The organism is Kineococcus halophytocola (assembly GCF_041276425.1).
GTDB lineage: Bacteria > Actinomycetota > Actinomycetes > Actinomycetales > Kineococcaceae > Kineococcus > Kineococcus halophytocola.
The window spans coordinates 25974-51988 of sequence record NZ_JBGFTU010000027.1 but is presented as its reverse complement, the minus strand read 5'-3'; the positions used below and the strand labels follow the sequence as shown (position 1 = coordinate 51988).

Genomic DNA, 26015 nt, shown 5'->3' with positions numbered 1-26015 from the left:
GTGGTTTCCCCGGCCAGGATCGACAGCACGATCCGGGTCTTCTCCTCGGCCGCCAGGGCCGGTGGTCTTGGCATGGTGATCAGGCTCCTCGCTGGTCAACCCCGTAGGCAACGGGGTCTGCCACAAAACCTGACGCGCGACAAGCAGACTCGACAGCACCAGCATCGTGCGCCACACTCACCTCGCGGCCTTGAGTTTGATCACCGACGTCTCGACAACGCTGATGATCACCTCAAGGCCGCCTTGCTGTCCACCCTCGGCTTCTCGATCGACAGCTGCAGGTTAAAAGTCAAGCTCAGACCGCCGACCCCACCTCCCCGGTCCGCAGGTCCTTGCGGTACAGGTCCATCACCCCGTTGGTGTCCCCGGCGACGAGGGCCTGCATCGTGGCCACGACCACCACGTCCCCGGAGAGGACGGTGATGGATCCGAACTCCGCGGTCGTGATGGGGCCCGTGATGCGAACGGCACTGGGGCGTCCGGCGACTGTGCTGGTGACCAGGACGGGAGTCAGCGAGGGGTTTGCGAGGTCCCTCCGGTACCAGTCGGTGCGGCCGTCGTTGTCACCGTCGACGCCCGCGCGGGTGGCGAAGAAGACGTACCGCCCAGAGGGGTCCAGCGTCGCCTGGTGCTCGCGTTCGTAGTGCCGCGTTTCGATGCCCGCGCGCACGATCGTGCCGGTGACCATGTCACGGCGGTAGGCGACGTACTCGTAGGCCCGGGAGTACAGGGCTCGAGTGTCGGAGCTGAACGCCACGTACCGACCGTCGTCGGAGATGGACACGTCCTGGGCGTCCCTCAGGACGTGGTAGGCGCTGCGGAGGTCTTTCCACCCACCGGTGCCGGACACGAGGAGCATCTCCCCCGTGACGGTGTCCTTGCGCCACACGGTGGCGATCGTGCCTTGGACGGGGAGCACGACGAGGGCGTACCGGCCGTCGGGAGTGATGTCGAGGGCAGGACCCATCGATCCGGTGGAGATCTGCCCACCGTCGGGGGCGGTGGAGATGCGGGTGACCTCGCCGGTCGTCATGTCCTTCCGGAACAGGTCCGGGGCGTCGTTGGTGTCTCCGGGGACGAGATCGGAGCGGCGCGAGTGGAAGAACACCTGGTTCCCGCCCGCCGTGACCGCGACGGCCGGCATGGTCGAGTAGACGTAGGGAGCCTGCTCCACGTCCGCACCCGCCGTGCTGGACACCTCACCCGACGCCGGAACACTGACCAGCTGCCACGTTCCGGTCTGGCGGTCGAGCCGGTAGACGTCGGCCTTGCCGTTGGTGTCCGTCGCCACTTTGGCGGCGCTCGTCACGAGGACGACGTACCGGCCGTCGTCGCTCATCGCGATCCTGCTCGTGTTGAGGTCGGTGCCGGCCGCGGTCGGGTCCAGACGAGTGGTGGTGCCGAGGAGTTCGTCGCGGACGTAGAGCTCGTAGTCGTTGTTCGTGTCCGACGGTTCCAGCTGGGCGGCCGTGCCGAAGACGCTGAATCGGCCGTCGGGGGTGGCGGCGACCCCCGACTTCCCCCCTGCGCCCGCGGCCGGGGGCGCGGCGTCGCGCACGGCCGCGCGTGGGGTGACCTGCGCCGCGACGGACAGCGCGCCGGGAGCCCCGCCGGCCGCCAGGGCACGGACGGTGACCGTGACGGTGGTGCCGTTGGTCAGGGCGGTCAGGACCGTCGACGTCGCCCCCGACACGGTCGTGACGGGCGTGCCGTCGACCAGCACCTCGTAGCCGACGGCGGAGGGTACGGCCTCCCACCGCACGCTCGCCGCACCGTCCCCGGCGGTGGCGCTCAGACCGGTCGGGGCGGCGAGGGCGCCGGTCACCGGGGTCACCGGGGCCGTGGTGGACCCCGCGGACCGGTGGCCGGCGGCGTCGAGGGCGTAGACGGTGAACGTGTAGCTCGTGCCGTTGTCCAGGCCCGTCACCACCGCCGGCGGCGCGAAGGCGGGGACGCACGCGCCCCCGTCGACGCACACCTCGTAGCCGACGACGAGCGGATCGGTCGAGGGCTCCCACGTCACGGTCGCCGCGCCGTCGGCGGCCGCCGCGCTGGCCGCGCCGGCACCGCCGAGGACCGCGGCGACCGGGGTGGCGACCGTGCTCACCGACGGGGCCGACCGGTTGCCGGCGGCGTCGACCGCGACGACGCGGAACGTATGCGCGGTGCCGTTGGCCGGCCCGGTGACGACCGCGGACCCCGCACCGGCGGGCGCGGTGGCCACGACCGCGTCCTGGGCGTCGACGACCTCGTAGTGGTGGATGTCGGGGTCGGTGCTGACGGACCACGACACGGTGACCGTGCCGTCGCCGGCCACGCTGCCGATGCCGACGGGAGTCGCCGGGGCGGTCCGGTCGGCGGGGGTGACCAGCACGGCCGCGCTGGGCGGGGAGGGATTGCCCGCGGTGTCGACGGCCACGACGACCACCGAGGAGGTCGTCCCGTTCACCAGGCCGGTGACGAACGCGGTCGTGGTGCCGGCCGGGACCGCGGCGCGCAGGACGCCGTCGACCAGGACCTCGTAACGGTCCACGTCGGGTTCGGGGCTGGGGTTCCAGCTGATCCTCGCCCCGGCGTCCTCCGGCGACGCCTGGACCCCGGTCGGGGCCGCCGGCGGTGTGAGGTCGGCCGGGGTCCCGAAGACGGTCGGGGACAGCGCCGACTCGTTGCCCGCCCCGTCCACGGCGCTGATCCGCACGCCGTAGGGGGTGCCGTTGGTCAGGCCCGTCAGCCGCGCCGACGTCGCCGGGGCGGGGACGGTCAGCACGGGCGAGCCGGCGAGGTGGATGCGGTAGGCGGCGGTGTCGGGGGCCACCGAGGCCGTCCACGCCAGGTCCAGGGCGCGGTCGGCCGGCGTCACGGTCAGCCCCGTGGGGATGTCGGGCGCGGTGACGTCGGCGGGGGTGGCCGTGGCCGTGCCCGCGGCCGACCGGTTCCCAGCCGTGTCGACGGCGACGACGGAGAACGTGTACGACTGACCGTTCTGCAGTCCGGTGACGGTGTGCGCCACGGCCGGCGGGCGCACGACCACGACGCCACCGGGACCCGTGACCTCGTAGCGGTCCAGGTCGGCCTCGGTGTTGGGGGCCCAGTGGACCAGGACCGCGCCGTCCCCGGGGTCCGCGCTGACCCCGGCGGGGGTCGCCGGGGCGGTCGTGTCGACGGGCACCACGGTGACGGAACTGACCGGGGAGACGTTGCCCGTCCGGTCCACCGCGGTCACGCCGTAGGTGTAGGACGTGCCGTTCGTCAGCCCCGTGGTGCTCCACCACGTCATCGGCGGGCGCACCGTGGTGACGGGCCCGTCCGGACCGGTCACGAGGTAGTGATCCAGGTCGGCCTCGGAGTTCGGGCTCCAGGCCAGGACGGCCGCGCCGTCCCCGGCCGTCCCGGTCAGGTTCGCCGGGGCCAGGGGCGGTGTGCGGTCGACGGGCGTCACGGTCACCGGCGTTCCCGCCGAGCGGTTCCCCCCGGTGTCGACGGCGTGGACGCGGAAGGTCAGCGGCTGACCGTTGGGCAGGCCGACGACGGTCCAGGACGTGGCGGGGGCCAGCACCGTCGAACGTCCCGCGGGTCCCTCGACCTCGTAGCGGTCCAGGTCCGGTTCGGTGTTCGCGTCCCACGTGATGGTCGCCGTGGCGTCGCCGGCGGTACCCCGCACGCCGGTGGGTGGCGCCGGCGCGACGAGGTCGGCCGGGGTCACCGTGACGGCCGTCCCCGCCGACCGGTTCCCGGTGCTGTCCACGGCGACGACGGTGAACGTGTACGTGACGCCGTTGAGCAGGTTCGCCGTGGAGAACGTGGTCGTGGGCAGCAGGACGGTGCTCGTCCCGGTCGGGCCCGTCACCTCGTACCGGGCGAGGTCGGGCTCGGTACCGCGGACCCACGACACGGTCGCGGACCGGTCCCCCGGGGTCGCGGTCACCCCGGTGGGTGCCTCCGGTGGGGTGCGGTCCACGGGCGTGGCCGACGCCGGGGCCGAGGCGGCCGACCGCGCGTTGGGGGTGACGTTGGTGTCCACCGCGACGACCTCGTAGCGGTGGGTCGTGCCGTTCACCGCGGTCGTATCGACGTGGCTCGTCGCCCCGGCCGGCAGGGAGACCAGCAGGGAACCGTCGCGGTACAGGTCGACCCGCCGCCTGCGGGAATCGGCCGTGTTCGAGGCCCACGCCAGGCTCACCCGGGCGTCACCGGCCACCGCGCTCAGCCCGGTCGGCTGGGTGGGGGCATTGGCCGTGGGCGTGCCGCGGACGGTGGCGGAGTACACCGACGTCTGGCCGTCGGTCGTGGTCACCATGACGTCGACGTCGTACGGGGTGCCGTTGGTGAGCACGAGGACCGCGCTGGTCCCCGTCGTGACGTCCTGCTGGCCGCGGAACCCCAGGACCGCCCCTGTCCCGCCGAAGGCGGTGTACCGGACGGTGTACTTCGCCACCGGGGCGGTGACGGCGTTCCAGGAGGCGTAGAGGCGGGAGTCCCCCACCTGCAGCGTCAGGCCGGTCGGGGCCGAGGGGATGGCCGCGAAGGCGTAGGCGCGCTGCTGCCGGACCACCGTGAGGGCGCTCGCGGTGGAGGGGACGGCGGCCACGACGACCGAGGTCGCCACGAGGCCGACGGCGAGGTGGGCGAGGGTGCGAGAGACGGGCACGTGGTCCTCCGGCGTTGCAGGACCACGACGGGCCCGCGAGTCGACATCTAGATGCTCATCTAGATGTCGACCGCGGGCCCGGGAACTTGACGGTGGTCAGACCACCGGTCGGCGACGGACGTCGGTCACAACGCCCGGTCGAGGAAGACGGGACGTCGTTCGGCCCGGTCGAGCTTGCCGAGGGCGCGCGTCTGCGACCGCACGGTCACCATCGCCTCGGCCAGCCGCTCGCTCACCTCGGTCTGCCGCGCCAGCAGGTGCCGCGCGCGGTCGGCGAACTCCAGCGGGATCGGCCCCAGCAGCGCCGGGGCCACCCAGGGCCGGTCGGCGGGTTCGGGGGCCTCGTCCACGCCGGCGTGCAGTTGGGCGATGAGGCGCTCGGCGGACTCGACGTCCAGCTCGACGGCCGCCAGCGCGGCGTCCCACGCCGTCGCCCAATGCTCCGGCACGCGCTCCTCGGTCGCCGCGCCGGTGTGGACGGGCGCCGTCACGCCACGCCCGGCGCGACCGCGCTCGTGCTGCTCAGGTGCTCCAGCGCCGCCTGGCGCCACGCCTCCGCGAGCGGTTCGACGGTCTCGGTGCGGCACGCCGCCGTGCGAGCGGCGTCCCCGGACACGTTCGCGGCGGACAGTTCCTTCAGCAGCCAGGTGTACAGCGCCATGAGGTTGTCCCCGCCCTCCCAGGCACCGACCTGCAGGCTGTTGCGCAGCTCGTGGACGATGTCCTGGGCGTGGATGAGGTTGCGGTGGGCGAGTTCCCGGTCGCCGTCGAGCTGCGCCTGCTCGGCGCGCTGCAGGTCCAGGACCAGCCGGTCCCAGAGCATCACGAGGAGTGCGGCCGGGCTGGCCGTGCTCAGGCTGTCGCCGAGGTAGCGGTTGGCTCCGCGCGCGCCGAACGTCTGTGCCGTCATGCCTTGTTCCTCCATGGTGGGACGGTGCTGGCCAGTCCATCGGCAGGAGAAGCTTGCGCTGGAGCCGTTCGCGGGGTGAATGCGATGAGCCGGCCACGACGCGGTGCGTCGTGACCGGCTCAGCGGCGCAAGGGATCAGCGCTGGTTTCCGCCGTTGAGGCTGGCGAGCTGACCGGACAGCCACGTGGACTGGCTCTGCAGCTTGCCCAGCGACACCTCCAGGGAGGCGTAGTACTTCTGGTAGCGCGCCTTCTTGTCCGCCAGGCGCTGGTCCCAGTCCGCGATCCGCTGGGTCAGGTCGGAGATGGTGTCGTTCTGACCCGTGACAGCCTTGGTGAGCGACCCCGTCACGGGATCGGTCGCGGCCTTGGCGACCTTCGCCAGACGATCCGCAAGCCCGTCGGACACGGTCTCGGTGATCGAGGGATCGGCGCTACGGGGCGAGAACGCCTTCTGCACCTTCACCGGGTCCGTGGCGTAGGCCTTGGAGAAGGTGTCGGCATCGAACGTCAGCCGTCCGTCCCGGGTGGTCTGGACACCGAAGGACGCAGCAGACTGCGTACCCCCCAGCGCTGTCGTCACCTGGCTGACGATGGCGGAGGCCAGGCTGCGCATCAGGCCGTCACCGCGCAGCACACCTGCACCGCTGACCGATCCCGTGGATCCGACGGCGCCGGCCTTGGACTGGGTCGCGATCTCGGTTAACGCGGCGTTCGCCGCGTCGACCAAGGACTTGACCGAGGCCGTCACCGCCGTGGCGTCGGTGGCCACCGAGACGGTCACCGGCTGCCCGTTCGCGGGCGTCAGCTGGGTCGCCGTCACCGACACACCCGGGAGGAGTCCAGCGAACGTGTTCGAGCTGGAACGCACCTCGATGGGATCGACCCCCGGCGCCGCCACCGGCACCGCGATCTTGGCGTCCTTGGCGAGGGTGACGTTCGTGTAGAGGGGAGGGTTCGCGCTGTCGGCGGACATCACGAACTTTCCTGCCTCGTCACCCGTCGTCTTGCTGGTGAGTTGGACCCGGTAAGTGTGGGTGTCAACCCTGACGGCCACGGCGGTCAGTCCGAGACCTTGAATCTTGTTGATGGAGGCCACGACGGCTTCCAGCGGGCCGGTCTCCGCGTCAACCGTGAAAACTTGGTCCCCCCGGGTGACGGTCATGGGGAGACCCATCTTGCTCTTGATGGTCGACAGATCCGCATTGTCAGGAATTGGGCCGCTGATCTCGGACCGTCCCGACGCCAGTTGGGTGACGCGGAAGGACAACGAGCCCGGGACGGCAGAGGGGTCCGCCGTCGCCGTGACGCCGTCACCGACGGTGGTCGCTTTCGCTGCGCTCCAGGCGCTGGCCGACTGCAGGTTCACAGCGGCGCTCTGGAGAGTGGCGAGCTTCATGTTGACCGACTGGAACGCGGCGACCTTGTTCTGCGCTGCACTGACGGTGCTCTTCAGCTTCGTCTGAGGCGCGGCGTCCACTTGAAGCAGCTGGGAGATGATGCTGCCGGTGTCGAGCCCGCTGACCAGTCCGTCGACCGCAGAGGACGAGATAGCCATGAGCTTCTCCTTCTGTCAGGTGTCGAGGATGAACGTGCGAAAGGCGGGGAACACCACGGGAGCGGTGTTCCCCGCCTTGAGGAGGAGGGTCAGCCGGAGCTAGCCGACCTCAGAGGGCCAGGATCAGCCGCGCAGCAGGGTGAGGATGTTCTGCGTCGAGGAGTTCGCCTGGGCGAGCATCGATGTACCGGCCTGCGAGAGGATCTGGTTCTTCGTGAACTTCGTCATCTCGGCAGCCATGTCGGTGTCGCGGATGGCCGACTCCGACGCGGTGATGTTCTCGATGGAGACGTTCAGGCTCGAGAGGGCGTACTCGAATCGGTTCTGCGACGCACCGATGGTGGCGCGGGCGGTACCGACCCCCCGAAGAGCCGCGTCGATGGCGTTGATGGCCGCCTGAGACGCTGCAACGTTCTTCGAGATATCAGTCGGGGTCGTTCCATCGACCAAGTTGATGGCCGACAGGCCCAGGCCCGCAGCGTCGAAGCCAGTCGGGCCGGTGACAGGCGCCGTCGGAGCCGGGTCAGCCACACCGGTGGTGGTGTTCGCGCCAGGAACAGGGGTCGGGGTGGCCCCGCCGTAGGTGACCGAGATTGCGGTGGAGCTGTTCGCCTTCGAGGTAATGCGAAGCTCACCGGACACTGCGTCCTTCTGAACCTGGAAGTCAGGGTTGGAAGCCAATCCGGTCTCAATGGCAGCGGCCACGTCGGAGGTGCCATCCGCCACGGTGAAGCTTGCGGTCTTAGTCCCCATCGTGATGGTGAAAATCTTGTCGGCACCGCTCGGCGTGGCAAGATCGGTGCCAGCGATGGCCGCCTTCGACGGGGCCGGCGTGGGAGTCGGGGCCGCCGTCAGGTCCGACGTGCCAACCTTTGCGGTGATCGGGCTGTCGCTGGAGGCCGACGTAATGACCAAGTTGCCACCGTTGTCGAGAGCACCAGTGAAGGCGTTGTTCGTCGAGGTGGCCACAGCGTCCGCGACGGCCTGCGCGCTGGCGCCAGCCGCGATGGTCACGGTCGCATCGACGCCGTTCTGCGTGATGGTCAGAGTCTTGGCCGCCCCGCCACCCGGGTTCGCCACGACGTCCGCCTTGGCGGCGCGGAAGGTCGCCGTCGGCTCCACACCGGTGAGGGCGGCGGAGGTCAGGTTGACCTTCAGCTGCTCGCCGGCGTTGGCGCCGACCTGGAAGACGCCCTTGTAGTTGCCATCCAGCAGCTTCTGCCCACCGAAGGCGGTGGTGTTGGTGATGCGGGTGAGCTCTTCCTTCAGCTTGCCGAACTCGAGGTTGGCGGCCTTCTGCGCGTTAGCGTCCTGCGCGCCACCGCTGGAGGCCTGGACAGCCAGGTCGCGCATGCGCTGGAGGATGTTCGTGGTGACACCGAGAGCGCCGTCGGCGGACTGGGCGACGTTGATCCCGTCCTGGGCGTTGCGGGCCGCAACGGTCATACCACCGATCTGCGAGCGCAGACCTTCGGAGACGACCAGGCCGGCCGCGTCGTCGGCGGCCTTGTTGATGCGGAAACCGGACGACAGCTTCTCCAGCGAGCCAGAGACGGCCTTGTCCGTGCGGTTCACGTTGTTGTAGCTGTTGAGCGCGGCGATGTTGTTCTGAATGCGAAGACCCATGGTGACGATTCCTCCGTGATCTGGGGTCCAGGGGGTGTCTGTATCGGCCGTCCGTGGCCTGACACTTCATCCATCGGCTCGCGGGCTTCCCACCTGAGCATTCCGCCACGTGGCAATCGGGTGACGCTTCCGGCTCACCCGCACCACGTCCCCCTGGAGTCCCTCCAGGACCGCTGGACGTGGTGGTCCCGCTGCCGACGGGGCACCGCAGTGCGCGACACCTCGTTGCCCTTCCATGGAAGCACAGAGCGTGGCGCCGTGTCGCGCTGTGTCACGAAGTCTCGGGAACGCCGAAGGCCCCGCTCCAAGTGTCGGAACGGGGCCTTCGGGAACGCGGGGGTCAGGCGGTGCGCATCGCCGGCGCGGAGAACTGCGCGAAGCTGCTCAGCGCCAGCCGCGACCGGAAGTCGCTCTGCGTCCCCACGGCGGCGTAGTACGCCTCCTTGCGCTTCACTGCCGCCCCGGACCCGGCGGTCTTGAGCACCATCTCCGGGGACAGGTGCGTGTTCATCCCGTCGCGCAGCAGGACCAGCGCCTCGGCGCGCATCTGGGAGATGCGGGACTCCGAGACCCCCAGCTCCTCGGCCAGCTCGGCCATGGGGCGCTCGTGGAGGAAGTACCCCTCCACGACGTGGCGCAGCCGCTCGGGCAGGACGCTGACGGCCGAACGCAGGTACCCCAGGCGCTCGCGGTGCAGCAGCTCCTGCTCCGGGCCGGGGGTGTGGGTGGGCAGGTGGTCGTCCAGGGAGGCGCCCTCGGCGGTGAAGCCCTGCATCGACAACACCATCGAGCGCTGCGCCTCGTCGCGCGTCTCGGCCACCTCCTTCTCCGAGACCCCGAGGGCGGCGGCGAGCTCGGTGGGCGTGGGGGTGCGGCCGAGCTGGGTGGTGAGCTGGTCCTCGGTCTGGGACAGCTTGCGCTGACGGCTGCGGACGCCGCGCGAGGCCCAGTCCGCCCCGCGCAGGTCGTCGAGGATGGCGCCGCGGATGCGCGTGTTGGCGTACCGGTTGAACGGGACCCCGGTGGTCGGGTCGTAGGCGCGCGAGGCCTGGAACAGCGCCATGAGACCGGCCGAGGTGAGGTCGTCCCGGCTCACGTGCGAAGGCAGGCGGCCGATGAACTCCGAGGTGATGTAGCCCACGAGCGGCAGGTGCTGCTCGACGAGCGCACTGCGCTCGGCGGCGCTGAGCTCGACCATGGGGAGCTCCCGGGTGGCGGTGGCAACGTCTGCGGTCACACACCCCTTCTCGGCACGCGCCCCCTCGTGACTTGAGCGCCGAACGGGTGAGTCCTCACCCCGGCGCGCTGCTCCGATCGGGGGCGGGTGCGACCACAGACTGTCCCGGACGCACCGGAGGGGTGACGTCCGACCCGATCGGCGCAGCGTGGTTCAGCAGACCCCTACCGCGCGCCGAAAGTTGTCGTGGAGCACCACCGCCCGAACCCTGAGGCGCGTGGGACCGGTGAGGCTGGAGGACGTTCGTGAAACCTTTGTGGCAGGTCGTGCGGGACCTGGAGTTCGCTCGCAACAAGGGGTGGCTGACGCCGACCTTCCTCGACAACTACGCGGTCAAGTACGGCGAACGCGTCAGCGCTCTCTACGCGCTGTGCGCTAAGAACTTCCTCGACGTCGAGCACGAGGTCGGCCGCAACGACCACATCGCCACCGAACGGCATCGCGGCGTCGACCAGCGGGCGGTGGAGCGGGCCATGGAGGAGGAGGCGCGCGTCCTGCACCAGGAGCTGCGCCAGGCCCGCGAGGACAGCCGGCCCTACTACCTGCGCAAGCCGACGAAGAACGCGCAGTTCATCAAGAAGACCGGGGCCTGATCAGGGCCAGAGCCCACCCTCGTCGTAGGCGGCCAGCCAATCCGCGCTCCCCCGCCCCGGGGCGTAGCTGCGGTCCGGCCCGAGCACGAGGCGCGTCAGCGCCCGGACCTCGGGGTCCAGGACCCAGTAGTCGCTGATCCGCCACTGGGCGTACAGGTCGCGCTTGAGGAGCCGGTCGACGGACCGGGTCGAGGGGCACTCCACCTCCACGACGAGCAGGACGTCGGAGGGGTCCGCGTACACCCCGCCCGCGGCGACGGCGTCCTCGGCGAGCACGACGACGTCGGGGATGAGCAGCCGGTCCGTGGCGCCCCGGCGCAGCACGTTGGCTCCCGGCAACACCACCCAGCCCGCGGGGGCCAGTCCGGCGAGTCCCTGTGCCACGGTCATGATCAGCCGCTGGTGCCGAAGATCCCCCAGTGGCGTCACGTGCAGGCTCCCGTCGATGAGCTCCATGCGGGGACCGGCGGTCTCACGGGGCAGGTCCTCCCACGTCAGCGGGAAGACGCTCGTCACCGAGACGCTCACCGACACCACCTCCAGACGGTCGTCCTGGGCCGATCCTAGCCAGCCGGCTCCCCCGATCCACCCCCTCGCCGCCTCAGCTCGTGGTAGCGGCCGCCGATGGACGCCTCGAGCACCACCCACGACAGGCAACGGGGAAGGACACGCATGGGACTGGCCGAGGTCTCCGGCATCCTCTGGAAGGAGCGGGAGCTGATGGAGCTGCTCCTGTTCAAGCTGGAGGAGGAGCAGCTCGTGCTGGCCAGCGGCCGCACGCGCTGGCTGGCGCACGCGACCCGCGAGGTCGAGTTCGTCATGGAGCAGATCCGGACGACCGAGCTGCTGCGCGCGACCGAGGTCGACGCCGCCGCCGCCGAGCTCGACCTCGAACCCGGCCCCAGCCTGAACGCCCTGGCCGACGCGGCCCCGCACCCGTGGGGGGAGATCTTCCGCGGCCACCGCGACTCCTTCCTCACCCTGACCGCGGAGATCCAGGACCTGGCCGACGCCAACCGCGACCTGCTCAACGCCGGCTCCCGCGCCCTGCGCGAGACCCTCCTCGGGCTCGACAAGCCCCTCGACACCTACACCGCCCAGGGCAAGAACACGGCCGCGTCGGCCGGTGGCTCCCGCGCCCACTTCGTCGACGAAGCCTTCTGAGAGGACCCCCGATGAGCACCTTCTCCGGCATCAACACCGCGCGCCGCGCGCTGTCCGCCGCCCAGCTCGGCATGGAGACGACGGGGCAGAACATCGCCAACGTCAACACCGAGGGCTACTCCCGCCAGCGGGTCGAGCAGTCCGCCAGCGTCCTGAACCAGACGGGGCAGTTCGCGCAGAGGTTCGTCCCCGGCGACGGCGTCTCCGTCACCGGCCTGACCCGCGTCTCCGACGCCCTGGCCACCGCGACCGCCCGCCAGGACTCTGCGGCCGCGAAGGAGCAGGCGACGGCGGCCGGCATCTGGTCCGCCGTGGAGAACGCCATCGGCGACACCGGCACCACCGGGCTGAGCGCGAACCTCAAGGACCTGTCCTCGGCGTGGAACGACCTCGCGTCCAAGAGCGGCACCGACGGCCTCGCCGGCGCGCGGTCCCTGGTGGTCACGCGCAGCCAGACGGTGGTGACGCAGGTCGTCGGGATGAACACCCAGCTCGAGGGGCAGTACGACCAGCTGGGCCTGCAGGCGCAGACCCTGGCCACCCAGGCCACGACGATCGCCACGAACGTCGCCAAGCTCAACACCGGCATCCGCGAGACCCTGGCCTCCGGCGCGTCGGCCAACGAGCTGATGGACCAGCGCGACCAGCTGCTCAACCAGCTGTCCGACCTCACCGGCTCGCGCACGGTCCACCGGGACAACGGCACCGTCGACGTCCTCGTCGGCAACGCGACGATCGTCACCGGTGACTTCTCCTACGGGCTGACGGTCGGGAACCAGGTCAGCGCCACCGACAAGACCGCGGTCGACCCGGGCGCGGCGCGGATCGGCAACGTCCTGGTCGTCACGATCGGCGGGCAGGTCGCCGAGCCGGTCTCCGGTGCGCTCAAGGCCACGCTGGACGGGGCGAACAAGACCCTGGCCGACCAAAAGGCCGGCCTGGACGCCTTCGCGACGAAGCTCACCGACAAGGTGAACACCGCCTACCGGGGCACCCCCGCCACGACCGACTTCTTCGTGAGCGCTGACGGCAACCCCGTCACCGCCGCGACCCTGACGCTCGGCGTCACCACCGACTCGTTCCGGGACAGCACCGGCACCGACGACAACCCCGGCTCGGCCGACCGCTTCTACGCCCGCGCGGTCTCGGAGGCCTTCAACGGCGCCCCGGCCAAGCCAGCCACCGGGACCACCCCGGCCAGGGACGCCGTCGTCGGGATCAAGGACGACTGGCGCACGCACGCGACGAACCTCGCCGCCTCGACCCAGTCCGCCGGCAACCGCGCTGAGCTGGCCTCGCAGGTCTCGCTGAAGTCCAGCGCCGTCCGCGACGGCGTCTCGGGCGTGAACCTGGACGAGGAGATGACCAACCTCGTCGCCTACCAGCACGCGTACTCGGCGGCCGCAAAGGTCCTCACCACCATGGACGAGGCCCTGCAGTCGCTCCTCAACATGGTCCGCTGACCCCACTGACCGACCGGAGAACCGATCATGCTCGGACGCGTGACCCAGCGCAGCATCGCCACCAACGCCCTCGCCAACCTGCAGAACACGCAGACCCGGATGGCGAAGCTGCAGGACCAGATCACCAGCGGCACCTCGCTGCCCAAGGGGTCAACGGACTCCGTGCGCGCGGCCGCAGCCCTGCGCCTGAACGACCAGATCGCCGTCAACACCGAGAACGGGCGCAACCTCGACGAGGCCCGGGCGTGGATGACCACGCAGGAACCGGCGCTGCAGAGCACGACGAACGCGCTGCAGAAGATCCGTGAGCTCGCCGTCCGCGCGGGCAACGGTGCGCTCAACGAGACGGGCCGAGACGCGATCGCCAAGGAGATCCTGGCGCTGAAGGAGACGATCCTCGGCGACGCGAACACCCCCTACCAGGGCCGCGCCGTCTTCGCCGGGACCCGGGACACCACGACCGCGTTCGCTCCCGACGCATCCGCCACCGCAGCACCGCGGTACTCGTCCTCCGACGACGGGGGCAGCCTGCTGCGCACCATCTCCCCCGGCGTCACGATGACCGTGAACATCTCGGGCGACAGCGTGTACGGCGGCTCGATCACGGTCTTTGACGAGCTGGACGACCTCGCGGAGAACGTCTCCCGTGGGAACACGACCGCCGTGGCCGGCGCGCTGTCGACGATCGACAAGCGCATCACCGGTGCGACCAACGCAATGGCCGTCATCGGCGCCCGCACCAACCAGCTCGACCACGCCGAGGAGGTCAACGCGAACCAGCTGGCCTACCTGGAGGCGCAGCTGGACGACGTGCAGGGCGTGGACCCGGCCAAGGCGTACGTCGAGTTCACCCAGCAGAACGTGGCGTACCAGGCGGCGCTGCAGGTGACGGCCAAGACGGTCCAGACGTCCCTCCTGGACTTCTTGCGCTGACCCGTCCCGCCACCTGCCCCACCGCTCGTCCACCGGAAACGTTTCATCCCCTCCCCACCCTCCGGAGTTCCTAGAGTGACCGTCATGACCGATGCGCCCGTGACCGCCCCGATCATCGAGTTCGTCACCCCGATCATGGGGTTCGGCGAGCAGACGTCCTTCCACCTCGTCCCCCTGGACGACGACGGGACGTTGTGGTCGCTGCGGGACGCGACGAGGTCGGGGGTCCGCCTCGTGGTGGTGTCCCCGCTGAAGTTCTTCCCCGGGTACGCCCCGGAGATCGACGACGAGACCGTGGCCGCGCTGGACCTGCGCGAGGCCAACGAGGCGGCCGTCCTCAACGTCGTCAACATCGGGGACGACCCGGCGACGGCGACGGTGAACCTGCTGGCCCCCATCGTCATCAACCACCGCACGATGCGGGCGGCGCAGACCGTCCTGGCGGGCACGGACCTGCCGCTGCGCGCGCCTCTCCTGGTCCGCTGAGCACCACCCGCACTTCCTGTCACGAACGCCCCGTCGGCCACCGGCGGGGCGTTCGTGTCTTCGCGAGCGATGACACGAACGCCGCGACGGAAAGCCACATCTCGACTACTCTCGGTGTTGGTCGAGCAGCCGTCAGGCGGTCCACGCCGAGCCTGCCGGTGACCAGGACACGCCCGGGGACCGAACCCCGGGGCCTGTACACGAAGGGATCGACGACGTGAGCATCGCTTCCGACACCACTCCCAAGATCGAGTTCGTGACGCCGCTGGCCGGCCTGACGGACCACAAGAGCTTCGAACTCGACGCCCTGGACGACGACGGCGTCTTCTACTCGCTGAAGTCCACCACGGACCCCGACCTGCGCCTGGTGCTGGCCGATCCGATGCCGTTCTACCCCGACTACACCCCGGTCATCGACGGCGGCACCGCCGAGGCGATCGAACTGACCAACGAGGACGACGGCGCCGTGCTGGCCGTGGTCAACATGACGATGGGCGCGGACAAGGCGACCATGAACCTGCTGGCCCCCATCGTGGTCAACCCCAAGGCCCACCGCGCCGCCCAGGCCGTCCTGTACGGCGAGGACCACCCGCTCGACGCCCCCTTCAAGCCCGCCAGCTGAGACCGGGCCTACGCGGCGCGGACCGGACCGGCCGGGGAGCCGGTCCGGCCCGCGCCCGTTAGCGTCGGGGCATGGACCTCGAACGACCCATCGCCCCGGACCCCTACTCCCTGCTCCCGGCGGTGCCCGGCTTCGCCCTGCACTCCACCGACGTCACCTCCGGTGAGCAGATGGACGAGAAGCACGCGAGCGGCAACGTCTCCCCGCAGCTGGACTGGAACGGGTTCCCCGAGGGGACCAGGAGCTTCCTCGTCAACTGCTTCGACCCCGACGCCCCGACCCCGGCCGGGTTCTGGCACTGGACGATCGTCGACGTGCCCGTGGGCGTGACGAGCCTGGAGCAGGGCACCGCCGCCCCCGAGGGCGCCACGGTCCTGCGCAACGACATGGGCACGCCGGACTTCACCGGCGCCGCCCCTCCGCCCGGGGACCGCGAGCACCGCTACGTCTTCGCCGTGCACGCCCTGGACGTGGAGAGCCTCGGCCTGCCCGAGGACGCGACGCCCACCGTCGCGGCGTTCTCCACCATCGGCCACGTCCTGGCCCGCGCGACGCTGAGCCCCGTCTACGCGCGGTGAGCGGCCCGCAGCACGCGGCCGGCTCCCTGGACCTGCTGCCGGCGGCCGACCACCCCGAGCTCCTGCCCGCGGCGGTCCGCGACGCGCTGCCCGCCGGGGCCTGGGTGGCCGACATCGACCCCGACCTGGCGGACACGGCCGCGCTCGTGGAGGCCGCCGGTGTCCCCCTGGACGCCTCGGCCAACTGCGTGGTGGTGGCCGGCAAGCGGGAGGGTGAGGAGCGGATCGCCGCGTGCGTGGTCCTGGCCGGCACCCGCGCCGACGTCAACGGGGCCGTGAAGCGGCTGCTGGAGGTGCGCAAGGCCTCGTTCCTGGCGATGAACCGCGCCGTGGAGGAGTCGGGGATGGAGCACGGCGGCATCACCCCCGTCGGCCTGCCGGCCGGCTGGCGGGTCCTGGTGGACCGGCGGGTGGCCGACACCGACTGGGTGCTCGTCGGCTCGGGGGTGCGCCGCTCCAAGCTCGTCGTGCGCGGTAGCGACCTGGCCGCCCTCCCGGGCGCGGAGGTCGTCGACATCGCGCAGGCCGCCTCATGACCCCGCGCTGACGTGCGCCTGAGCGTGCGCGGGACCCGGCCGGCGGCGGCGGTCTGGGCGGACTACGCGCAGATTACTCGCTGGCCGGTCTGGGCCCCGCACCTGACCTCCGTCGAGGCGGACGCGGACCGGATCGCGGTCGGCGTCACCGGCCGCGTCCACGGCGGCCCGGTGCCCCTGCCGTTCCGCGTCACCGCCGTCGACGAGGACGCCATGACGTGGACGTGGCGGGTGCTGGGGATCGAGCTGGTCCACGCCGTGCGCGCCGTCCCCGGCGGGTGCCTTACGACGTTCCACGGGCCTGCGCCCTACCTGCCGGTGGCGTGGTTCGCCCTGCGACGCCTGGTCTCCCCGCGGGGGTCAGGCCGCCGACAGCAGGCGGGAGACCGCGGCGACGGGTGAGCGCTCCCCCGCCAGCACCGCGACGACGTCGCGTACGAACGGCAGGTCCGGGTCGCGGCGCAGCAGCGCCGGCGCGGTGGCGACACCCTCAGCGGTCCCCCCGGCCCGGTCCACCGCCCCGGTCAGGGCCAGCCCCTGCCCCAGCGCGACCCCGACGCGGTGGTTGCGCGACAGCGTCGAGGTGCTGGTGGCGACGAGGTCCCCGGCCCCGGCCAGCCCCAGGAACGTCTCCGGCCGCGCCCCCAGCCGCCCGCCGAGGGCGGCCATCTCGCTGAGCCCCAGCGTCAGCACCGCGGCGCGGGCGTTCGCGCCGAGCCCGGCCCCCTCGACCATCCCCACGGCCAGGGCCACGACGTTCTTGAACGCCCCGGCCACGTCCACCCCGACGACGTCGGTGACGGCGTGGGCGTGGAACTGCGGGGTCGCGAACGCCGCCGCCACCTCCCGCGCGACCCGTTCGTCCGACCCCGCCACGACCGTTGCCGCGGGTTGCCCCCGGGCGATCTCGGCGGCGAGGTTCGGACCCGACAGGGCCAGGACGTGGGGCACGTCGAGGACCCCGTGCACGACCTCGGTCCCGAACTGCCCCGTCGCCGTCTCCACCCCCTTTGCGAGGTTCACGACCGGCACCCCGGGGAACTGCGAACACCACCCGGCGAGCCGGGACCGCAACTGCTGCACCGGGATCGCCAGCACGACGAGCGAGGCCCCGGCCAGGACGACCTCGACGTCGGAACTCGCCGCGATCCGCGACGACAACCCCACCCCGGGCAGGTACCGGGAGTTTTCCCCGGTCGCCGCGATCTGCGCGGCCAGCTCGGGCCGGCGGCACCACAACCCCACGTCGGCGTTCTGCGCGAGGACACCGGCCACCGCGGTGCCCCACGCCCCGGCGCCCAGGACCGCGACGCGGCCCGCCGACGTCACCGGCGCAGCAGCGTGTTGGGCACGACGCGGAAGGCGGGGTGCCCACCGTCCGTCGCCGGGACCGTGAACAGCGCGTCGCCCTGGCCCGTCCCCGTGGTCGCCCAGTGACTGCCGCGGTTGACCATCCAGTCCAGGTTGACGTCTCCGGAATCGCTGAGGAACGCCTCCAGCAGGACCGGCAGACCCGCGAGACGGTACTCAGCCCGCTTCTCGTTCATCTCCCGGAGGGTGTTCGACGGCGACCAGACCTCGACCGCCGCCGCCGGCACCCCCACGAACACGTCGACCGACCGCAGCGCGTCACCATCGACCAGGACGTCGGGGATGCGCCCCCGCACCACCGACCCGTCGGCCGCCATCTCGATGCCCCAGTGGCCGGGGGCGGTCGCGACGGCACCCCACTGCCGTTCGAACTCCAGGACCAGGCTGATGGCCAGGTAGTGGTGCGGGTTGCCGCCGACCTTCTTGATCACGAACGTCCCGTCGACGACCTCCACCACCTCCGCGAAGCCCGAGGGCGCGCTCAGCCAGACGTCCACGGGGACGCCGAGCCGGGGCACGTCGAGACTCACCGCGTCAGGATAGGGCGCGCGTCTCCCACAGGGCGACTGCGCTGGCCGCGGCCACGTTGAGGCTGTCGACGCGCGGGTCCATCGGGATGCGCACGACGACGTCGGCGGCGGTCAGGGCCCGCCGGCTCAACCCGTCCCCCTCGGCGCCGAGCAGGAACGCCAGCCGCTCCGGCGCGCCGAACTCCCCCAGCGCCATCGAGTCGTCCGACAGCGCCAGCGCCGCGACGGTGAACCCGGCCTCCCGCAGCAGGTCCAGGTCCCCCGGCCAGGACGTGGCCCGCGCCCACGGCAGGTGCAGGACGGTGCCCATCGAGACCCGCACGCTGCGCCGGTACAGCGGGTCCGCGCAGCGCGGGCTGACGACGAACCCGTCGACCCCGAACGCGGCGACCGACCGCACGATGGCGCCGACGTTGGTGGCGTCGGCGATGTCCTCCAGCACGACGAGCCGGGCCGGGCCCGGCGGCAGCGCGGCGAGGAGGTCGGCCACCGACCGCGGCGCGGGCCGGGCGAAGGACCCCAGCGCGCCGCGGTGCAGGTCGACCCCGGTGAGGGCCTCGACCAGTTCCGGTGGCGCGACGAACGCGGGCACGTCCGCGGGCAGGTCACCGGCCAGTTCGGCGTGGCGGTGCGGGGACAGCAGGAACGAGCGGGGCACGTACCCGTTCTCCAGCGCCCGCCGGATCACCTCGACGCTCTCGGCGAGGAACAACCCCTCGGCCGGCTCCCGGCGGGTTCGCAACTGAACGTCCCGCAGGGAGGTGTAGTCGCGCAGGAGGCCCGCGTGCTGCGGGTCGGTGAGGTCGTCGAGGTCGATCCGCGGCACCGGGGAACGCTACCCGAGGCGGTCCTGCACCCACGGGTCGAGGCAGGCTACGTCCAGGGGTGCGAAGTGCTTCACGTTCCGCGTCACCACCGTCATGCCTCGGGCCTGGGCGACGGCGGCGATCAGCGCGTCGTCCAGGGGTGCGTGCTCGGGGACGCGGTACCCGGCCAGGAGCCGGGCGGCGGGCAGGTCGAACGGCAGGACGCGGTCGCTGAACACGGGCAGGACGTTCCGCTGGAACCAGCGGCGCAGGACCTCACCCTGCGCGGGGTCGGACCGTTCCTTCGCCACGACACCTCGCTCGATCTCGGCGACGGTGGTGGCGGCGACGTACTGGTCGCCCAGGGCGACCGACCGGGACCAGTCCTCGACGGCGGGGTTGCGCCCGCGAACCCGCAGCGCAGACACCACGTTGGTGTCCAGCACGTACTTCACAGCTCGGGGGTCCGCGGCAGGAGCCGCAGCCGCTCGGGCTCGAACTCCACGTCGGCCCCCTCGTCGACGCCGAGCAGGTCCACGAGGGTGGCCGGTTCGCGCGCGATGCTGTTGGCCAGGATCTCGCGCACCTCGGCTTCGAGGGATCGGCCGTGCCGCTGGGCCTGCGCCTTGAGCGCGCCCTTCGTCCCCGTGGGGAGGTTGCGCACCACGATCTGCTCCACGACAGTCACATCCTCCCGACTACCGATATCGCCGCAATGATATCAGTCGGGACGTACGCCGGCGTCCACCCGTCGCAGCACCACCCGCTCAGCGCACGACGACCGAGCGCGGCGGCTCGGTCCTGGCGCGGGACTCCAGCGCGGGCAGGTCGATGACGTCCCGCACGTCCGGGCTCGGGCGGCCCAGCAGGAAACCCTGGGCCGAGTCGCACCCGAGCCGCTTGAGCGCCGCGAGCTGGTCGGAGGACTCCACCCCCTCGGCCACGACGCCGACGCCCATGTTCTTGGCCATGCCGATGATCCCGGCCACCACGGCCTCGTCCTGGCGGCGCCGGCCGAGGCCGGCGACGAAGTGGCGGTCCACCTTCACGTGGTCGATGGGCATGCTCTGCAGGTGGGCCAGGGAGGAGACCCCCGCGCCGAAGTCGTCGACGGCGACGCGCACGCCCATCATCCGCAGCGCGTGCAGGGTGGAGAACCCCGCGTTGGCGTCGGCGACGAGCAGTTCCTCGCTGACCTCCACGAGCAGCGCGCCGCCGGCGGGCCCGGTCGGCTGGGAGGAGGCGACGGCGTCGAGGAGTTCGGCGTTGGCGAGCTGGCGGCGCGAGACGTTCACGGCGATGGTCAGCCGGCAGTCCTCGATCGTGGAGTACCAGTGCTCCAGCGTGCGCCACGCCTCGTCGATGACCCACTTGCCGATGTCGACGATGAGCCCGCTGCGTTCGGCCAGCGGCACGAACTCGGCCGGCTGCAGCAGGCCGCGGTGCGGATGCTGCCAGCGCAGCAGCGCCTCCACGCCGGTCACGTGACCGTCGCGCAGGTCGACGATCGGCTGGTAGTGCAGGCGCAACTGCCCCTCGGCCACGGCGGCGGCGAGGTCGTCCTCGGTCTGCAGCGTGTCGACGGCCTGGGCCTGCATGCGTTCGTCGAACAGTTCCGAGCGCGCCTTGCCGCCCTCCTTGGCCCGGTACAGCGCGGCGTCGGCGCGGCGCAGGAGCTTGGAGGCGTCGGCCTCGTCGCGGGCCAGGGCGATGCCCACGCTGGGGGTGATCACCAGGCGCCGGCCGCCGCCGAACTCGATGGGTCGGTCGGCGATGGAGTTCACGACGCGCTCGGCGATGCGCGAGGCGTTGAGCTCGTCGGCCAGGTCCTCGCACAGCACGGCGAACTCGTCACCACCGAACCGGGCGACGGTGTCCTCGGGCCGGACGGCGGCGCGCAACCGGTTCGACACCTCCACCAGCACGATGTCGCCGACCGCGTGCCCGTGGGTGTCGTTGACGCCCTTGAACCCGTCGAGGTCGAGGTAGAGGACGGCGCAGGCGCCGGAACTGCGGCGGGCCAGGGCGTGTTGGAGGCGGTCGGTGAACAACTGCCGGTTGCCGAGGTCGGTCAGGGGGTCGTGCAGCGCCTGGCGCAGGGCCGCGTCGAGGGCCTCCTGCTGGCGGCGGCCCTCCACGTCCAGGCGCACGGCCGACTGCAGGGCCAGGACGAGCAGCAGAACCCCGGCGACGATGCCGCCCGCGAGCGCCGCGAGGAGGTCGGACAGGGTGGGGCCGCCGTCGGTGAGGACCTGCAGGAGGGCGACGACGCCGACGACGACGAGGGGCGAGACGACCGCCCAGGGCACGACCCGGGTGCGGACGTCGTCGCCCGCACCGTGCCGCGCCGACCACGGCCAACGGCTCATCCGGGGGTCCCTCCTCGCCGCACCTGCGGAGCCGCCGCGGGCTCTGGTGTCACCCGAACGGCTCGTTGACTGCTCATCGTCATCGAGACCATACGTTCTGTCTACTTCACCCGGTCGGCCCCGTCACGACGACCCACCCCGATCGGCCCCGAAGTCACCCGATCGGCCCAGGTCGGACCGGGTCGGCCCCGGTCTCGGTCTCGGCGAACGTCGCGACCGCCACGGCGAGGCCGTCGCGGGACGTGCCCGACGGCACCCCCGACCCCGTTCACCGCGGGCTCCTCACCGCAGCCGGCGCCGGTCGTCGGCGTCGCGGACGGTGGCACCGGCGGCGTCGAGCGCCTCCAGCAGCGGCACCGCGACGCGCCGGGACGTGCCGAGGGCCTGGCGCGCCTGGCTGAGGGAGAACGGCTGCGGCACGGCCCGCAGCGCCGCGACCGCCCGGTCCCGGTACCCGGGGGCCAGGACCAGGCCCTCGGCGACCCGTTCGAGCCGCCCCGCCCGCACCGCGGCGGCCAGCTCGGAGCGGCCCAGGCGCAGCTCGCGCAGCCGTTCGACGTCGGGTGCGGCGAAGGGGGCCGCGGACAGGTCGGCCAGGACGGCGGCGACCGCCCGCTCGACCGCCGGCGGCAGGTCGTCGGTGCGTTCCACGACGCGGCCCTCCCGCACGCGCAGCGGGTCGGTGACGAGGGCGGTCACCAGGGTGGTGTCGTGGCCGAGGTCGGGCAGGCCCAGGGTGCGGCGCACGTGCTCCAGCGTCGGGCCGGGGTGCAGCGGGTTCGCGGCCCGGTAGGCCCGCACCACCTCCGGGACCCGGGCGCGCCGCGCGGCCCACCAGGCCGGGTCGGCGTACCAGTCCCCGGCGACCGGCTCCCCCGCCACCGGCACCCCCATCGCGCGCAGGGTGCGGCCGCGCACGAGGTGGCGCCGGCGCAGCTCGGACCCCAGGTCGGGCCCGCGCACCTCGGCGAGGGTGGCGGCGCGGGCCGCGGCGGCCCCGCGCCGGCGCAGCACCGGGGGCAGGACGTCGAGCACGGCCGCGGGCCCGAGCACCTCGTGCCGGGCCGGGTCGCGCAGCAGCAGGCGGTCGCCCACGACGAGCGGCAGCGGGGTGCGCAGCTGCAACCGCACCAGCGGCCCGCCCAGGGGCCGCACCCGGGCGGGGACGGCGGCCGAGCCGAGGTGGACCACCAGTTCGGCGGGCAGGCCCGCCGGGTCCGCCCGCACGTCCGCCCGCACGTCCACCCGGACGTCCACCCGGACGTCCACGAGGTCGGTGCGCACGTGCGTCCCGGGGGTCAGCAGCGCGTCCCCGCGCCGGACGTCGCGCCGGTCCACCCCGCGCAGGTTCACCGCCACCCGCGCCACCCCGGCGGCCCGCTCGACGGGGCGTTCCAGGGACTGCACCCCCCGCACGTTCACGGTGCGCTCACCGACGACGAGCTCGTCACCGACCGCGACCGTCCCGGCCGGCAACGTCCCGGTGACGACCGTCCCGGCCCCGGTCACCGAGAAGCTGCGGTCGACCCAGAACCGCACCGGCGCCGCGGGGTCCGGGGCGGGGACCGTGGCCAGCACGTCGGCCAGCGCGGCCCGCACGGCGTCCAGGCCCTCACCGGTGACGGCGCTGCAGGCCACCGCGGGCACGTCCCGCAGGCTGGTGCGGCCCAGCTCGGCCAGCGCCGCCTCCCGCACCGGCGCCGGGTCGGCCAGGTCGGCGCGGGTGATCACGAGCAACCCGTGCCGCACGTCGAGGGCGTCCAGGGCGGCCAGGTGCTCGGCGGACTGCGGCATCCACCCACCGTCGGCGGCGACGACGAACACGACGACGGGCACGGGCCCGACACCGGCCAGCATCGTCGGCACGAACCGTTCGTGGCCGGGGACGTCGACGAAGGCGACGGTGCCCCCGCCCGGCACCTCGGTCCAGGCGTAGCCCAGGTCGATGGTCAGGCCGCGGCGCTTCTCCTCGGCGTAGCGGTCGGGGTCGCGGCCGGTGAGGGCGCGCACGAGGGAGGACTTGCCGTGGTCGACGTGCCCGGCCGTGGCCACCACGCTCGTGCGCATCACCGGCTCACCCCACGCACCGCGGCGACGACGAGGTCGACGAGGAGGTCGTCCGCGGCGGTGGGCACCGTCCGCAGGTCCAGCAGCAACCGCCCCCCCTCCACGCGCCCGGCGACCGCGGGGTCTCCCGTCCGCAGCGGGACCGCGAGGTCGGGGTGCAGGGACAGCACCCACGACGCCAGCTCCACCCCGGGGGCACCCCCGCCCCCCACCACGGCGGCCGACGGTTGCACCGCGACGTCGATCCCGCCGCCGCGCAACGCCTCGGCCACCGCGAGGCAGCGCTCGTGCAGGACCGACGGGTCGGCGTGCACGGCGGCGCGGGTGGGGTTGGGCGCGGCGCGCAGGGTGGCCTCCAGGGCGGCGAGGGTGAGCTTGTCCACGCGCAGCGCACGGGCCAGCGGGTGCCGGCGCAGCCGTTCGACGAGCCCGGCCTCCCCCAGCAGCAACCCCGCCTGCGGCCCGCCCAGCAGCTTGTCCCCCGAGGCCGTCACGAGGTCGGCACCGGCGGCCAGCGCCGTCGCGGCGTCCGGTTCGGCCGGCAGCGCCGGGTCCGGGGCCAGCAGGCCCGAGCCGATGTCCACGACGACGGGCACGCCCAGCCCCGCGCACTCCCCGGCCAGCTCACCCGCCTCGACCCCGGCGGTGAAGCCGGTGACGACGAAGTTGGAGGGGTGGACCTTCAGGACGAACCCCGTCCGCTCCGACAGCGCCGCGCGGTAGTCCGCGAGCGTGGTGCGGTTGGTCGTCCCCACCTCCCGCAACCGGGCCCCGGTGGACTCCAGCAGGTCCGGCAGCCGGAACCCGTCACCGATCTCGACGAGCTCACCGCGGCTGACGACGATCTCCCGGCCCGCGGCCAGGGCGGTGGCGACGAGGGCGAGGGCCGCGGCGCCGTTGTTCACCACGTGCACGTCGCCGGCGGCCGGGACCGCCGCCCGCAGCGCGGCCAGCGTCCCGCGCCCGCGCCGGGCCCGGCGGCCCGACACGAGGTCCATCTCGACGTCGGTGGCCCCGGCGGCGGTGACGACGGCGTCCACCGCGGCCGGGGAGAGCTGGGCCCGGCCCAGGTTGGTGTGCAGCACGGCCCCCGTGGCGTTCAGGACGCGCCGCAGCGTCGTCCCGGCCGGGGGCAGGGCGGCCAGGACGGCCGGCACGACCTCCTCCGGCGGCAGGTCACCGGCGCGGACCCGCTGCTGGACGGCGCGCACGACGTCCCGGACGGCGTCCCGGCCCCGCTCGGCGGCGGCGGCCGCCACCTGCGGGTCGGCCAGTACCGCGTCCGTGCGGGGGACGCGGCGCCGCTGGTCCTGCTGCTCGGCGTGCACGGGGGGAACCTACGCGAGGACCCGCCGGGGGGCCGGGCGGGAGCGTGCGTGGCGGAGGCGGATGGGAATCGAACCCACCTGACCGAGGTGCTCGGTCACGACGGTGTTGAAGACCGCGGGGGCCACCAGGCACCCGTACGCCTCCCCGCACGCGACCCCACCCTACGGTGGGGCCCATGAGCTCGCCGAGGAGACTGACCCAGTACGCCCACGGCGGAGGCTGCGCCTGCAAGATCCCGCCGGGCGAACTGGAGGAGATGGTCGCCGGCCTCGTCCCACCGGCCGCCGACGACCTGCTCGTCGGCGTCGGCGACGACCTGCTCGTCGGCGTCGGCGACGACGCCGCCGTCGTGCGCATCAAGGGTGGTCGCGCGGTCATCGCCACCGCCGACTTCTTCACCCCCGTCGTCGACGACGCCTACGCCTTCGGCCGGATCGCCGCGACGAACGCGATGTCCGACGTCTACGCCATGGGCGGCACCCCCCTGGTGGCGGTGAACCTGCTGGGCTGGCCGCGCGAGGTCCTGCCACCGGAGCTGGCCCGGGAGGTGCTGCGCGGGGGCGCCGACGCGGCCGCCGAGGCCGGGTGCCACCTCGGCGGCGGTCACAGCATCGACGACCCCGAACCGAAGTACGGCATGGCCGTCACCGGGATCGGTGACCCCGACACCCTGCTGCGCGGGGACGCCGCACGCGCGGGGCTGCCGCTGACCCTGACCAAACCCCTGGGCCTGGGGGTGCTGAACAACCGGCACAAGGCGACGGGTGAGGTGTTCGAGGAGGCGATCGCCGTCATGACGACCCTGAACCGGGACGCCTCCCTCGCCGCCCTGGCCGCCGGGGCGCGGTGCGCCACCGACGTCACCGGGTTCGGGCTGCTGGGGCACCTGCACGAGGTGGCCCGCGCCAGCGGTGTCACCGCCGTCGTGGACGCCGCCGCCGTCCCCTACGTCGAAGGCGCCCGGCGCTCGCTGGCCGAGGGGTTCGTCCCCGGCGGCAGCCGCCGCAACCTCGACTGGGTCCGCCCGCACCTGGACGCCGGGTCGGCCGGTGAGGACGAGCTGGTCCTGCTCGCCGACGCGCAGACCTCCGGGGGCCTGCTCGTCGCCGGGGAGGTCCCCGGCTACCCCGTCGTCGGGGAACTCGTGCCGCGCCGCGGGGACACCACCCTCGTGGTGCGGTGAGACCTCG

The 26015-nt window shown here is 72.7% G+C and carries 25 protein-coding genes and 1 tRNA gene; 10 read left to right on the top strand and 16 right to left on the bottom strand.

Annotated features, from left to right (window positions below; genetic code table 11):
• Positions 1-295: 295 nt before the first annotated feature.
• The 6 genes from AB2L27_RS18490 to AB2L27_RS18465 all read right to left on the bottom strand — a co-directional run bounded on the left by AB2L27_RS18490 (position 296) and on the right by AB2L27_RS18465 (position 9978).
• Entirely contained in the window at positions 296-4648 is a 4353-nt protein-coding gene (locus AB2L27_RS18490) for a fibronectin type III domain-containing protein (protein WP_370442964.1), read from the bottom strand.
• Between the two features lie 125 nt (positions 4649-4773).
• Positions 4774-5139 (bottom strand): hypothetical protein, encoded by a 366-nt coding sequence (locus AB2L27_RS18485; RefSeq protein ID WP_370442963.1) that lies wholly within the window; start codon positions 5137-5139, stop codon positions 4774-4776.
• Positions 5136-5558, bottom strand: coding sequence for a flagellar export chaperone FliS (fliS, locus tag AB2L27_RS18480; RefSeq protein ID WP_370442962.1), 423 nt, complete (start codon positions 5556-5558; stop codon positions 5136-5138). The genes AB2L27_RS18485 and fliS overlap by 4 nt, the downstream gene beginning before the upstream one ends.
• Before the next feature lie 135 nt (positions 5559-5693).
• Positions 5694-7115 carry a flagellar filament capping protein FliD gene (gene fliD, locus AB2L27_RS18475; RefSeq protein ID WP_370442961.1) on the bottom strand — a complete coding sequence of 474 codons (1422 nt, stop codon included), beginning with the start codon at positions 7113-7115 and terminating at the stop codon, positions 5694-5696.
• Between the two features lie 123 nt (positions 7116-7238).
• The gene (locus AB2L27_RS18470; protein WP_370442960.1) at positions 7239-8741 is read right to left on the bottom strand and encodes a flagellin N-terminal helical domain-containing protein; all 1503 of its coding nucleotides are present in this window, start codon (positions 8739-8741) and stop codon (positions 7239-7241) included.
• Positions 8742-9081: 340 nt separating this feature from the next.
• Positions 9082-9978 (bottom strand): sigma-70 family RNA polymerase sigma factor, encoded by an 897-nt coding sequence (locus tag AB2L27_RS18465; protein WP_370442959.1) that lies wholly within the window; start codon positions 9976-9978, stop codon positions 9082-9084.
• 245 nt (positions 9979-10223) lie between these two features.
• Between AB2L27_RS18465 and AB2L27_RS18460 the strand changes: the two genes are divergently transcribed.
• Positions 10224-10571 carry a hypothetical protein gene (locus AB2L27_RS18460; protein ID WP_370442958.1) on the top strand — a complete coding sequence of 116 codons (348 nt, stop codon included), beginning with the start codon at positions 10224-10226 and terminating at the stop codon, positions 10569-10571.
• Here the strand turns inward: AB2L27_RS18460 and AB2L27_RS18455 are convergent, their stop codons facing one another.
• The gene (locus AB2L27_RS18455; protein ID WP_370442957.1) at positions 10572-11099 is read right to left on the bottom strand and encodes a Uma2 family endonuclease; all 528 of its coding nucleotides are present in this window, start codon (positions 11097-11099) and stop codon (positions 10572-10574) included.
• Between the two features lie 144 nt (positions 11100-11243).
• Here AB2L27_RS18455 and flgN point away from each other — a divergent pair, with 144 nt between their 5' ends.
• From flgN to AB2L27_RS18415, 8 genes are all read left to right on the top strand, one after another.
• Positions 11244-11735, top strand: a complete 492-nt coding sequence (flgN, locus tag AB2L27_RS18450) for a flagellar export chaperone FlgN (protein ID WP_370442956.1) — start codon at positions 11244-11246, stop codon at positions 11733-11735.
• A gap of 11 nt (positions 11736-11746) precedes the next feature.
• On the top strand, positions 11747-13198 hold the full coding sequence (gene flgK / locus AB2L27_RS18445; RefSeq protein ID WP_370442955.1) for a flagellar hook-associated protein FlgK: 1452 nt from the start codon (positions 11747-11749) through the stop codon (positions 13196-13198).
• A gap of 39 nt (positions 13199-13237) precedes the next feature.
• Positions 13238-14131, top strand: a complete 894-nt coding sequence (gene flgL / locus AB2L27_RS18440) for a flagellar hook-associated protein FlgL (protein WP_370442954.1) — start codon at positions 13238-13240, stop codon at positions 14129-14131.
• A gap of 84 nt (positions 14132-14215) precedes the next feature.
• The gene (gene fliW, locus AB2L27_RS18435) at positions 14216-14617 is read left to right on the top strand and encodes a flagellar assembly protein FliW (protein ID WP_370442953.1); all 402 of its coding nucleotides are present in this window, start codon (positions 14216-14218) and stop codon (positions 14615-14617) included.
• A gap of 217 nt (positions 14618-14834) precedes the next feature.
• Complete coding sequence (locus AB2L27_RS18430) at positions 14835-15239, top strand: flagellar assembly protein FliW (protein WP_370442952.1); 405 nt, start codon at positions 14835-14837, stop codon at positions 15237-15239.
• Positions 15240-15310: 71 nt separating this feature from the next.
• On the top strand, positions 15311-15817 hold the full coding sequence (locus AB2L27_RS18425) for a YbhB/YbcL family Raf kinase inhibitor-like protein (protein ID WP_370442951.1): 507 nt from the start codon (positions 15311-15313) through the stop codon (positions 15815-15817).
• The gene (locus AB2L27_RS18420; protein WP_370442950.1) at positions 15814-16353 is read left to right on the top strand and encodes a YbaK/EbsC family protein; all 540 of its coding nucleotides are present in this window, start codon (positions 15814-15816) and stop codon (positions 16351-16353) included. Before AB2L27_RS18425 ends, AB2L27_RS18420 begins: the two co-directional genes overlap by 4 nt.
• A 12-nt stretch (positions 16354-16365) precedes the next feature.
• On the top strand, positions 16366-16755 hold the full coding sequence (locus AB2L27_RS18415; protein ID WP_370442949.1) for an SRPBCC family protein: 390 nt from the start codon (positions 16366-16368) through the stop codon (positions 16753-16755).
• On the opposite strand, the gene AB2L27_RS18410 is transcribed toward AB2L27_RS18415, so the two are convergent.
• The 9 genes from AB2L27_RS18410 to AB2L27_RS18370 all read right to left on the bottom strand — a co-directional run bounded on the left by AB2L27_RS18410 (position 16714) and on the right by AB2L27_RS18370 (position 24969).
• Positions 16714-17682: an NAD(P)H-dependent glycerol-3-phosphate dehydrogenase gene (locus AB2L27_RS18410; protein ID WP_370442948.1), complete on the bottom strand. Its 969-nt coding sequence runs from the start codon at positions 17680-17682 to the stop codon at positions 16714-16716. The two genes, AB2L27_RS18415 and AB2L27_RS18410, sit on opposite strands and share 42 nt — an antisense overlap.
• Complete coding sequence (locus AB2L27_RS18405; protein WP_370442947.1) at positions 17679-18254, bottom strand: Uma2 family endonuclease; 576 nt, start codon at positions 18252-18254, stop codon at positions 17679-17681. The genes AB2L27_RS18410 and AB2L27_RS18405 overlap by 4 nt, the downstream gene beginning before the upstream one ends.
• Before the next feature lie 4 nt (positions 18255-18258).
• Complete coding sequence (locus AB2L27_RS18400; protein ID WP_370442946.1) at positions 18259-19080, bottom strand: TrmH family RNA methyltransferase; 822 nt, start codon at positions 19078-19080, stop codon at positions 18259-18261.
• A gap of 9 nt (positions 19081-19089) precedes the next feature.
• On the bottom strand, positions 19090-19515 hold the full coding sequence (locus tag AB2L27_RS18395; RefSeq protein WP_370442945.1) for a type II toxin-antitoxin system VapC family toxin: 426 nt from the start codon (positions 19513-19515) through the stop codon (positions 19090-19092).
• Positions 19512-19739: a FitA-like ribbon-helix-helix domain-containing protein gene (locus AB2L27_RS18390; protein WP_370442944.1), complete on the bottom strand. Its 228-nt coding sequence runs from the start codon at positions 19737-19739 to the stop codon at positions 19512-19514. The genes AB2L27_RS18395 and AB2L27_RS18390 overlap by 4 nt, the downstream gene beginning before the upstream one ends.
• An 88-nt stretch (positions 19740-19827) precedes the next feature.
• Complete coding sequence (locus AB2L27_RS18385; protein WP_370442943.1) at positions 19828-21429, bottom strand: putative bifunctional diguanylate cyclase/phosphodiesterase; 1602 nt, start codon at positions 21427-21429, stop codon at positions 19828-19830.
• A gap of 282 nt (positions 21430-21711) precedes the next feature.
• Positions 21712-23496 carry a selenocysteine-specific translation elongation factor gene (gene selB, locus AB2L27_RS18380; protein WP_370442966.1) on the bottom strand — a complete coding sequence of 595 codons (1785 nt, stop codon included), beginning with the start codon at positions 23494-23496 and terminating at the stop codon, positions 21712-21714.
• The gene (selA, locus tag AB2L27_RS18375; protein WP_370442942.1) at positions 23496-24824 is read right to left on the bottom strand and encodes an L-seryl-tRNA(Sec) selenium transferase; all 1329 of its coding nucleotides are present in this window, start codon (positions 24822-24824) and stop codon (positions 23496-23498) included. Before selA ends, selB begins: the two co-directional genes overlap by 1 nt.
• A 49-nt stretch (positions 24825-24873) precedes the next feature.
• A tRNA-Sec gene (locus AB2L27_RS18370) sits at positions 24874-24969 on the bottom strand.
• 31 nt (positions 24970-25000) lie between these two features.
• Between AB2L27_RS18370 and selD the strand changes: the two genes are divergently transcribed.
• Positions 25001-26008 (top strand): selenide, water dikinase SelD, encoded by a 1008-nt coding sequence (gene selD / locus AB2L27_RS18365; protein ID WP_370442941.1) that lies wholly within the window; start codon positions 25001-25003, stop codon positions 26006-26008.
• The last annotated feature ends 7 nt before the right edge of the window (positions 26009-26015 follow it).

Excerpts from the sequence above, each read along its gene's own strand:
- flgK (WP_370442955.1), top strand. The coding sequence starts at position 11,747 with ATGAGCACCTTCTCCGGCATCAACACCGCGCGCCGCGCGCTGTCCGCC.
- fliW (WP_370442953.1), top strand. The coding sequence starts at position 14,216 with ATGACCGATGCGCCCGTGACCGCCCCGATCATCGAGTTCGTCACCCCG.
- AB2L27_RS18425 (WP_370442951.1), top strand. The coding sequence starts at position 15,311 with ATGGACCTCGAACGACCCATCGCCCCGGACCCCTACTCCCTGCTCCCG.
- AB2L27_RS18470 (WP_370442960.1), bottom strand. The coding sequence starts at position 8,741 with ATGGGTCTTCGCATTCAGAACAACATCGCCGCGCTCAACAGCTACAAC.
- fliS (WP_370442962.1), bottom strand. The coding sequence starts at position 5,558 with ATGACGGCACAGACGTTCGGCGCGCGCGGAGCCAACCGCTACCTCGGC.
- selD (WP_370442941.1), top strand. The coding sequence starts at position 25,001 with ATGAGCTCGCCGAGGAGACTGACCCAGTACGCCCACGGCGGAGGCTGC.
- fliD (WP_370442961.1), bottom strand. The coding sequence starts at position 7,115 with ATGGCTATCTCGTCCTCTGCGGTCGACGGACTGGTCAGCGGGCTCGAC.
- selB (WP_370442966.1), bottom strand. The coding sequence starts at position 23,496 with ATGCGCACGAGCGTGGTGGCCACGGCCGGGCACGTCGACCACGGCAAG.
- AB2L27_RS18385 (WP_370442943.1), bottom strand. The coding sequence starts at position 21,429 with ATGAGCCGTTGGCCGTGGTCGGCGCGGCACGGTGCGGGCGACGACGTC.
- flgN (WP_370442956.1), top strand. The coding sequence starts at position 11,244 with ATGGGACTGGCCGAGGTCTCCGGCATCCTCTGGAAGGAGCGGGAGCTG.